Here is a 9,204-nt window from a genome sequence, read left to right as displayed (position 1 = left end):
ACACACTGCCTTTTCAGCTACTTCCACACTTCGATGAACTGAAGCGAACCGCGCATCAAAACCCTCAAAACCTTTGTAACTCATTGAATCTCAAAGGCTTTTCCGTTTCGACTGCGCCGGAAGTGGGGCGAATTATAGAGCCACAGAATTTCCCGTCAACGCTTATTTTCACTTTTCTGTCATAAAGGTCAAAAACAGTGCGCGTCCCGGGTTTTGCGGTGTCTGTACTGACGCCTTCGCGGGCAAGCTCCGCTCCCACAGTCTCCAGGCCTGACCGATAGTTCGCGGTGTGACTCGATCCCGTGGGAGCGGAGCTTGCCCGCGAAGCTTTTAGCGACCTCAAGGAGGTCATCACCTGTAAGCCGGACGCCAACAAGGACGGTGCATGCCTCAAGCCTTGTGGTGCTTCTATATAGAAGAGAACGGGACGCCTTAGAGGACGCCCGCTTCACGCAATGCCGCGACCGCCTCCGGCGCCAGGCCCAACACCCGCTGCAACACCTCCAGCGTATGCTCACCCAACAGAGGAGGGGCGTTGCGATACTCCACCGGCGTCGCAGACAACCGGATCGGACTCGCCACCTGCGGCACCACTCCCGCCAGCGGATGCGGCAACTCTACCGCCAGGCCACGGGCCTGCACCTGGGGATCGGCGAACACCTGCGACAGATCGTTGATCGGCCCGCATGGCACACCCGCCTGCTCCAACTGCGTCACCCACTCAACAGTAGTCTTGAACACCGTCGCCTGGCGAATCAACGGAATCAGCACCGCCCGGTTGGCCACCCGCAGCGTATTGGTCTTAAACCGTGGATCGTCCGCCCACTGCGGCTGACCCGCCACCTCGGCAAACTTGCGGAACTGTCCGTCATTGCCCACCGTCAGGATGAAATCACCATCAGCCGTCGGGAAGTCCTGATACGGCACGATATTCGGATGGGCATTACCCAGACGCTTGGGCGCCACTCCGGTGGTCAGGTAGTTCATGGCCTGGTTCGCCAGGCACGCCACCTGCACATCCAGCAACGCCATATCGATATGCTGGCCGCCGCCACCCTGATCGCGATGGGCCAGGGCCGCCAGAATCGCCACCGTGGAATACAAGCCGGTCAGAATATCGGTCAACGCCACACCCACCTTCACCGGCCCGGCACCTTCATCACCCTCGGGCCGACCGGTCAGGCTCATCAGCCCACCCAGCCCCTGGATCATGAAGTCATAGCCGGCACGCTTGGCATAGGGTCCGGTCTGACCGAAGCCGGTGATCGAGCAATAGATCAGCTTCGGGTTGAGCGCCTTGAGCGACCCATAATCCAACCCATAAGCCGCCAAGCCGCCCACCTTGAAGTTCTCGATCAGAATATCGGACTTGGCCGCCAGCTCCCGCACCAGACGCTGCCCCTCGGGCTGGGTGAAATCGATGGTCACCGACTGCTTGTTACGGTTGGCCGACAGATAATAAGCCGCCTCCGTGGTGTTCTCGCCGTAGGCGTCCTTAAGGAAGGGCGGCCCCCAGGCGCGGGTATCGTCACCATTACCCGGCCGCTCGACCTTGATCACCTCCGCCCCAAGGTCCGCCAGGATCTGGCCGGACCAGGGCCCGGCCAATACTCGCGACAAATCCAGCACTCGCAGATGCGATAGCGCGCCCATGAGCCAAGCTCCTTCTATTAATAGAACGCCTGGAGGCCGGTCTGCGCGCGCCCGAGGATCAGCGCATGGACGTCATGGGTCCCTTCATAGGTATTCACCACTTCCAGGTTCACCAGATGACGGGCGATCCCGAACTCGTCGGAGATGCCGTTGCCACCGAGCATGTCACGAGCCATACGGGCGATATCCAGGGACTTGCCGCAGGAATTGCGCTTCATGATCGAAGTGATTTCCACCGCCGCGGTACCTTCATCCTTCATCCGCCCCAGACGCAGGCAACCCTGGAGGGCGAGGGTGATCTCGGTCTGCATATCGGCCAGCTTCTTCTGGATCAGTTGGGTCGCCGCCAATGGCCGGCCGAACTGTTGACGGTCCAGGGTGTACTGGCGAGCGGTGTGCCAGCAGAACTCGGCGGCGCCCAGTGCCCCCCAGGAAATGCCATAACGCGCGGAGTTGAGGCAGGTGAACGGGCCTTTCAAGCCACGCACTTCAGGGAAGATGTTCTCTTCAGGGACAAACACGTTATCCATGACGATCTCACCGGTGATCGATGCCCGCAGGCCGACCTTGCCGTGAATCGCCGGAGCACTCAGCCCCTTCCAGCCTTTCTCGAGCACGAAACCACGGATATCCCCTGCATCGTCCTTGGCCCAGACCACGAATACATCGGCGATCGGGCTGTTGGTGATCCACATCTTGCTGCCGGTCAGGCTGTAGCCGCCGTCGACCTTGCGTGCACGACAGATCATCGCGCCCGGGTCGGAACCATGGTTCGGCTCGGTCAGACCAAAACAGCCAATCCATTCGCCGGAGGCCAGCTTCGGCAGGTACTTCTGCTTTTGTGCCTCGGTGCCGAACTCATTGATCGGCACCATTACCAGGGAAGACTGCACACTCATCATCGAGCGATAGCCCGAATCGACACGCTCGACTTCCCGGGCAATAAGACCGTAGCTGACATAGTTCAGCCCGCTGCCACCGTACTCCACGGGAATGGTCGCACCCAACAGGCCGACTTCGCCCATTTCACGGAAGATCGCCGGGTCGGTCTTTTCATGACGGAAGGCTTCGAGCACCCGTGGCGCCAACTTGTCCTGGGCGAATTGCTCGGCCGTGTCGCGGATCATGCGCTCATCGATGGTGAGCTGTTGATCCAGCAGCAGGGGATCGATCCAGTTGAAGCTTGCCTTGGCGCCCATGGGTGAGTCCTCGTGAAGTCAGTGAAAAAGGTCTGGACTGATCCTAGGCGCCACCCAGCCATCCGGCAAACGAGGATTTCGCATACTGTTGTGCTAATTTCTCACTCCGAAAAGCTTTCAACCGCTATTTAGCACCACCTTTAGTGAGGTTGCCGTACATGCGCCGCAAAATCCCCAGCACCACCGCGCTGATCAGCTTCGAAGCCGCGGCCCGTCACGAGAGTTTTACCAAGGCCGCCCAGGAGCTCTCCCTCACTCAAGGTGCCATTTGCCGACAGATCGCCAGCCTGGAGGAGTTTCTTGGCGTCGAACTGTTCCGACGCTCCCGACGCGGCGTAAAGCTGACCGAAGCAGGGCTTTCCTACAGTCGGCGGGTCGCCACGCAGCTGGACGCGGTGGAACGCGACACGCTGTCAGTCATGGGGCAGCAGGGCGCCAACGTCATCGAACTGGCCGTGGTCCCGACCTTCGGCACCCAATGGCTGCTGCCCAGGCTCAAGGACTTCCAGCAGCAGCACCCGGAAGTCACCGTCAACCTGACCAACCGCACCCGGCCGTTTCTTTTCGCCGATACCGACTTCGACGCCGCGATCTACTTCGGCGATGCCGACTGGTCGGGTACCGAGTCCCATCGCCTGATGGGCGAGAATCCCATGCCGGTGTGCAGCCCCAGCCTACTGGGCAGCCAGCAAAGCCTCAGCGCCACGCGGATCGCCGAACTGCCGCTGCTGCAACAGACCACCCGGCCCTATGCCTGGCGCCAGTGGTTCAACGCCCAGGAGCTGAATGTGCCCCGCGACATGACAGGGCCGCGCTACGAGCTATTCTCCATGTTGGCCCAGGCCGCCATGCACGAGATGGGCGTCGCGCTGATTCCACCCTTCCTGATTCAGCGGGAACTGGAAGAGCGGCGCCTGGTAATCGCCAACCCCAATGCGCTCTCCAGCATCAAGGCGTATTACCTGATGATTCCCGAGCGAAAGGTCGAATCGGCGTCCTTGCGCGCTTTTCGTGACTGGCTGGTAAACCAGGCGCACGGCTATAGCCTCCTGTCTTCAAGGCCCACAGCAATTACCTGACCCTGTAGTCAATTACTCTTAATACCTACAGATATAACAATATGTCGCCTTTAGGCAGACTGTACCGATACCCGCAAATTTGGTACGGAAGTGCCTGCCAGCAAGGCTTGCAAGGCCTATTTCCGTCCAATACCGACTCATTCACGCCACCGATTCGAATTTTCTTCAATTCCAGCCAGAATCCTTGTGAGCCCCCTGTATTATGGGCTCATGGCGTTTACCTGCGACATTTGGTCACAGCGTGACTTGTAGTTAATCTTGCGTCACCTTTCAGAATATCTTGAAGGGTGTGGTTTTCACCTGCAAAATGCCGCGCCCCGCCGACAAATCCGGCGGGATCGTGCTGATCGGCCGCTCCAGACGCACCATCCGCAGTGCGCTGGCCTCTTATAAAAAAGATCACGCAGGAGATTTGACGTGCACATTGGTGTTCCTCTCGAAACCCAGACGGGTGAAACCCGGGTTGCTGCAACCCCGGAAACCATCAAGAAGCTGATCGGCCAGGGTCATAAGGTCACTGTGCAAAGCGGCGCCGGGCTTAGCGCCAGCGTTGTCGACAGTGCCTATGAAGCGGCGGGGGCGGCCATTGGCAGCGCCAACGACGCCTTTGGCGCCGAGCTGATCCTCAAGGTGGTGGCGCCCAGCGACAGCGAACTGACGCTGATCAAGCGCGGCACCGTCCTGGTGGGCATGCTCAATCCGTTCAACAACGAAACCCTCGCCAAGCTCGCCGAACACGGCATCACCGCCTTTGCCCTGGAGGCCGCGCCACGCACCTCCCGCGCCCAGAGCCTGGATGTGCTGTCGTCCCAGGCCAACATTGCCGGCTACAAGGCAGTGTTGCTGGCGGCCCATCACTACCCGCGCTTCATGCCGATGCTGATGACCGCGGCGGGTACCGTGAAGGCCGCGCGCGTGCTGATCCTCGGGGCCGGTGTCGCCGGCTTGCAGGCCATCGCCACCGCCAAGCGCCTGGGTGCGGTGATCGAAGCCTCGGATGTGCGCCCCGCGGTGAAGGAACAGATCGAATCCCTCGGCGCCAAGTTCGTCGACGTGCCCTATGAGACCGATGAAGAACGCGAATGCGCGGTCGGCGTCGGCGGTTATGCCCGGCCGATGCCCGCCAGCTGGATGCAGCGCCAGGCCCTGGCGGTGCACGAGCGCGCCAAGCAGGCCGATATCGTCATCACCACCGCGCTGATCCCGGGTCGCAAGGCGCCAGTGCTGCTGAGCGCCGAGACCGTCGCGCAGATGAAGCCCGGCTCGGTGGTCATCGACCTCGCGGCAGCGCAAGGCGGCAACTGCCCGCTGACCGTGGCGGACCAGGTGGTGGTCGAAAATGGCGTGACCATTTGCGGCCCGACCAACCTGGCCGGCGCAGTCGCGGCGGATGCTTCGGCACTCTATGCGCGCAACCTGCTGGACTTCCTCAAGCTGGTCTTCAACAAGGAAGGCCAATTCGAAGTGAACCTCGAAGACGACATCGTCGCCGCGTGCCTGATGTGCCGCGACGGCCAAGTCATCCGCAAAAACGCCTAAGCAGGGATTCAGACGATGGAAGAGCTTATCTCCCCCGGTATCTACAACCTGATCATCTTCGTGCTGGCGATTTATGTCGGTTACCACGTGGTCTGGAACGTTACACCTGCGCTGCACACGCCCTTGATGGCGGTGACCAACGCGATCTCGGCGATCGTCATCGTCGGCGCCATGCTGGCCGCCGCCCTGACCGTGACCCCGCTGGGCAAGACCATGGGCACCCTGGCCGTGGCCCTGGCCGCCGTGAACGTGTTCGGTGGCTTCCTGGTGACCCGTCGCATGCTTGAGATGTTCAAGAAAAAAGCCCCGAAAGCAGTAAAAGAAGAGGCGCCCAAGTAATGAGCATGAATCTCGTCACGACGCTCTACCTGATCGCGTCGATCTGCTTTATCCAGGCCCTCAAGGGCTTGTCGCACCCGACCACCTCGCGGCGCGGCAACCTGTTCGGCATGCTCGGCATGGCCCTGGCGATCCTCACCACCATCGGCCTCATCTATAAGCTGGGTGCCGAGCTGGCCACGGCCGGCATCGGCTACGTCATCGTCGGCCTGCTGATCGGCGGCACCGCCGGTTCGATCATGGCCAAGCGGGTCGAGATGACCAAGATGCCGGAGCTGGTCGCCTTCATGCACAGCATGATCGGCCTGGCCGCGGTGTTTATCGCCATCGCCGCGGTGGTCGAGCCGCAATCCCTGGGTATCGTCAAACAACTGGGGGATTCGATCCCGCCGGGCAATCGCCTGGAGCTGTTCCTCGGTGCCGCGATCGGTGCGATTACCTTCTCCGGTTCCGTGATCGCCTTCGGCAAGCTGTCGGGCAAGTACAAGTTCCGCCTGTTCCAGGGCGCACCGGTACAGTTTGGCGGGCAGCACAAGCTGAACCTGCTGCTGGGACTGGCCACCCTCGGCCTCGGCCTGACCTTTATGCTCACCGGCAACCTCAATGCCTTCGCCCTGATGCTGGCCCTGGCCTTCGTCCTCGGCGTGCTGATCATCATCCCCATCGGCGGCGCCGACATGCCGGTGGTGGTGTCGATGCTCAACAGCTACTCCGGCTGGGCCGCGGCGGGGATCGGCTTCTCGCTGAACAACTCGATGCTGATCATCGCCGGCTCCCTGGTGGGCTCAAGCGGTGCGATCCTCTCGTACATCATGTGCAAGGCCATGAACCGCTCGTTCTTCAACGTGCTGCTCGGCGGCTTCGGCAACACGGCCGACGCAGCGGGCCCGGCCGGTTCGAAGGAAGCCCGTCCGGTGAAATCCGGCTCGGCGGATGACGCCACCTTCCTGCTGACCAACGCCGACACCGTGATCATCGTGCCCGGCTACGGCCTGGCGGTGGCCCGGGCACAGCATGCGCTCAAGGAACTGACCGAGAAGCTGACCCACCGTGGCGTGACCGTGAAGTACGCGATCCACCCGGTGGCCGGGCGCATGCCCGGGCATATGAACGTGCTGCTGGCCGAGGCCGAAGTGCCTTACGACCAGGTGTTCGAGATGGAAGACATCAACTCCGAGTTCGGCCAGGCCGACGTGGTGCTGGTGCTCGGCGCCAACGACGTGGTCAACCCGGCGGCGAAGAACGATCCGAAATCGCCGATTGCCGGCATGCCGATTCTCGAGGCCTTCAAGGCCAAGACCATCATCGTCAACAAGCGCTCCATGGCCAGCGGTTATGCCGGCCTGGACAACGAACTGTTCTACCTCGACAAGACCATGATGGTCTTCGGCGATGCGAAGAAGGTCATCGAGGACATGGTCAAGGCTGTCGAGTAAAAGCTTGCGCTAACGCAATATCAAAAACCCCGGCCTCCCGTAGGCTGGGGTTTTTCTTTGCCCGCAAAAAACCGACCAAAGGCGCTGAATCCTCAATCGGCATTCGACCTTGGTCGCGCGGCGAAACTTTTTGAAACCTCTAGACTGCGCATCTTGCTTCCGTTGCCTGAGATAACACGCCATGTACCGTGATCGTATTCGCTTGCCTTCGTTGTTGGACAAGGTCATGGGCGCAGCCGACGCTGCCGCCCTGATTCAGGACGGCATGACCGTCGGCATGAGCGGCTTCACCCGCGCCGGTGAAGCCAAGGCCGTGCCCCATGCACTGGCCGAGCGCGCCAAGACGTCGCCGCTGAAAATCACCCTGATGACCGGTGCCAGCCTGGGCAACGACCTCGATAAACAGCTCACCGAAGCCGGCGTGCTGTCGCGCCGTATGCCATTCCAGGTGGACAGCACCCTGCGCAAGGCGATCAACGCCGGCGATGTGATGTTTATCGACCAGCACCTGTCGGAAACCGTCGAGCAACTGCGCAACAAGCAGCTCAAGCTGCCGGACCTGGCGGTGATCGAAGCCGTGGCCATCACCGAAGAGGGGCATATCGTGCCGACCACTTCGGTGGGCAACTCGGCCAGCTTCGCGATCTTTGCCAAGCAGGTGATCGTCGAGATCAACCTGGCGCACAATCCGAACCTGGAAGGCCTGCACGACATCTATATCCCCAGCTACCGACCGACCCGCACGCCGATCCCGCTGGTAAAGGTCGACGACCGCATCGGTAGCACCGCGATCCCGATCGACCCGGCCAAGATCGTTGCCATCGTGATCACCAACCAGCCCGACTCGCCGTCCACCGTCACCCCGCCAGACGACGACACCCAGGCCATTGCCAGTCACCTGATCGCCTTCCTCAAGGAAGAAGTGGCCGACGGGCGCATGACCAACAAGCTCGGCCCGCTGCAGGCCGGGATCGGTAACATCGCCAACGCGGTGATGTGCGGGCTGATCGACTCGCCGTTCGAAGACCTGACCATGTACTCCGAAGTGCTGCAGGACTCGACCTTCGACCTGATCGACGCCGGCAAGCTGTCCTTCGCCTCCGGCAGCTCGATCACCTTGTCGAGCCGGCGCAACAGCGATGTGTTCGGCAACCTGGAACACTATAAAGACAAGCTGGTACTGCGCCCGCAGGAAATCTCCAACCACCCGGAAGTGGTGCGGCGCCTGGGCATCATCGCCATCAACACCGCCCTGGAGTTCGACCTGTACGGCAACGTCAACTCCACCCACGTCTGCGGTACGCGGATGATGAACGGCATCGGCGGCTCCGGCGACTTCGCCCGCAACGCGCACCTGGCGATCTTCGTCACCAAGTCCATTGCCAAGGGCGGGGCCATTTCCAGCGTGGTGCCCATGGTCAGCCACGTCGACCACACCGAGCATGACGTGGATATCCTCGTCACCGAAATCGGCCTGGCCGACCTGCGCGGCCTGGCGCCACGGGAACGGGCGAGGGTGGTGATCGACAACTGTGTGCATCCGGACTACCGCGAAGCCCTGAACAGTTACTTCAATCGTGCCTGTGCCCTGGGCGGTCACACCCCACACATCCTCCGTGAAGCACTGAGTTGGCACATCAACCTGGACGAAACCGGGAAGATGCTGCCGAGCTGATTGATACAGTTGGGCGCTGACGCAAACACAGTTTCGTCAGCCCCTCTGCATTTCTCGGCAATGTGAGAAAAACTGTACTGCTGTACCGGTCATTTCCCACCTTGAATCACCTCGGATCTCCCTCGGCCAGACGAAAATGCACCATTTAGAGGCAGACAGGTACAGTTGCCTCAGTTTCGAGCAGTACAGCACCCTTAAACAGTTAACTGAGCCCTCACAATACAGATGAACTGTATCTACAGAGACTAGGCAAAGAGGAGGATCATTGGCATCAGTTAAACCAC

General features: G+C 60.9%; 8 protein-coding genes. 6 read left to right on the top strand and 2 right to left on the bottom strand.

Translation table 11 applies throughout. The annotated features are described in order from the left end of the window. Positions 1 to 185, top strand: a 185-nt coding sequence (locus M5B42_RS31620; RefSeq protein WP_248748006.1) for a hypothetical protein, incomplete at its 5' end; no start/stop codon positions are given. A 247-nt stretch (positions 186 to 432) separates the two neighbouring features. Here M5B42_RS31620 and M5B42_RS31615 read toward each other — a convergent pair. Both M5B42_RS31615 and M5B42_RS31610 read right to left on the bottom strand, forming a co-directional pair. Continuing rightward, positions 433 to 1,653, bottom strand: a complete 1,221-nt coding sequence (locus M5B42_RS31615) for a CaiB/BaiF CoA-transferase family protein (protein ID WP_248748005.1) — start codon at positions 1,651 to 1,653, stop codon at positions 433 to 435. Between the two features lie 17 nt (positions 1,654 to 1,670). Next, positions 1,671 to 2,852 carry an acyl-CoA dehydrogenase gene (locus M5B42_RS31610; RefSeq protein ID WP_100940044.1) on the bottom strand — a complete coding sequence of 394 codons (1,182 nt, stop codon included), beginning with the start codon at positions 2,850 to 2,852 and terminating at the stop codon, positions 1,671 to 1,673. Positions 2,853 to 3,010: 158 nt separating this feature from the next. Between M5B42_RS31610 and M5B42_RS31605 the strand changes: the two genes are divergently transcribed. The 5 genes from M5B42_RS31605 to M5B42_RS31585 all read left to right on the top strand — a co-directional run bounded on the left by M5B42_RS31605 (position 3,011) and on the right by M5B42_RS31585 (position 8,920). Further along, positions 3,011 to 3,931 carry a LysR family transcriptional regulator gene (locus tag M5B42_RS31605; RefSeq protein ID WP_177103857.1) on the top strand — a complete coding sequence of 307 codons (921 nt, stop codon included), beginning with the start codon at positions 3,011 to 3,013 and terminating at the stop codon, positions 3,929 to 3,931. A gap of 417 nt (positions 3,932 to 4,348) precedes the next feature. After that, complete coding sequence (locus M5B42_RS31600; protein WP_248748004.1) at positions 4,349 to 5,470, top strand: Re/Si-specific NAD(P)(+) transhydrogenase subunit alpha; 1,122 nt, start codon at positions 4,349 to 4,351, stop codon at positions 5,468 to 5,470. A gap of 15 nt (positions 5,471 to 5,485) precedes the next feature. Further along, a complete protein-coding gene (locus M5B42_RS31595) occupies positions 5,486 to 5,809 on the top strand; it encodes an NAD(P) transhydrogenase subunit alpha (RefSeq protein ID WP_003187010.1) in 324 nt (107 codons plus the stop codon). Then, on the top strand, positions 5,809 to 7,245 hold the full coding sequence (locus M5B42_RS31590) for an NAD(P)(+) transhydrogenase (Re/Si-specific) subunit beta (protein WP_100940040.1): 1,437 nt from the start codon (positions 5,809 to 5,811) through the stop codon (positions 7,243 to 7,245). The genes M5B42_RS31595 and M5B42_RS31590 overlap by 1 nt, the downstream gene beginning before the upstream one ends. Before the next feature lie 181 nt (positions 7,246 to 7,426). Beyond that, positions 7,427 to 8,920 (top strand): acetyl-CoA hydrolase/transferase family protein, encoded by a 1,494-nt coding sequence (locus M5B42_RS31585; protein WP_248748003.1) that lies wholly within the window; start codon positions 7,427 to 7,429, stop codon positions 8,918 to 8,920. The last annotated feature ends 284 nt before the right edge of the window (positions 8,921 to 9,204 follow it).

The sequence above is a fragment of the Pseudomonas sp. MWU12-2037 genome (assembly GCF_023242345.1).
GTDB classification, from domain to species: Bacteria; Pseudomonadota; Gammaproteobacteria; order Pseudomonadales; family Pseudomonadaceae; genus Aquipseudomonas; species Aquipseudomonas gingeri_D.
This window is presented reverse-complemented; position numbering and strand designations above follow the sequence as displayed.

Coding starts and splice junctions, on each gene's coding strand:
- M5B42_RS31605 (WP_177103857.1), top strand. CDS start 3,011: ATGCGCCGCAAAATCCCCAGCACCACCGCGCTGATCAGCTTCGAAGCC.
- M5B42_RS31610 (WP_100940044.1), bottom strand. CDS start 2,852: ATGGGCGCCAAGGCAAGCTTCAACTGGATCGATCCCCTGCTGCTGGAT.
- M5B42_RS31615 (WP_248748005.1), bottom strand. CDS start 1,653: ATGGGCGCGCTATCGCATCTGCGAGTGCTGGATTTGTCGCGAGTATTG.
- M5B42_RS31590 (WP_100940040.1), top strand. CDS start 5,809: ATGAGCATGAATCTCGTCACGACGCTCTACCTGATCGCGTCGATCTGC.
- M5B42_RS31595 (WP_003187010.1), top strand. CDS start 5,486: ATGGAAGAGCTTATCTCCCCCGGTATCTACAACCTGATCATCTTCGTG.
- M5B42_RS31585 (WP_248748003.1), top strand. CDS start 7,427: ATGTACCGTGATCGTATTCGCTTGCCTTCGTTGTTGGACAAGGTCATG.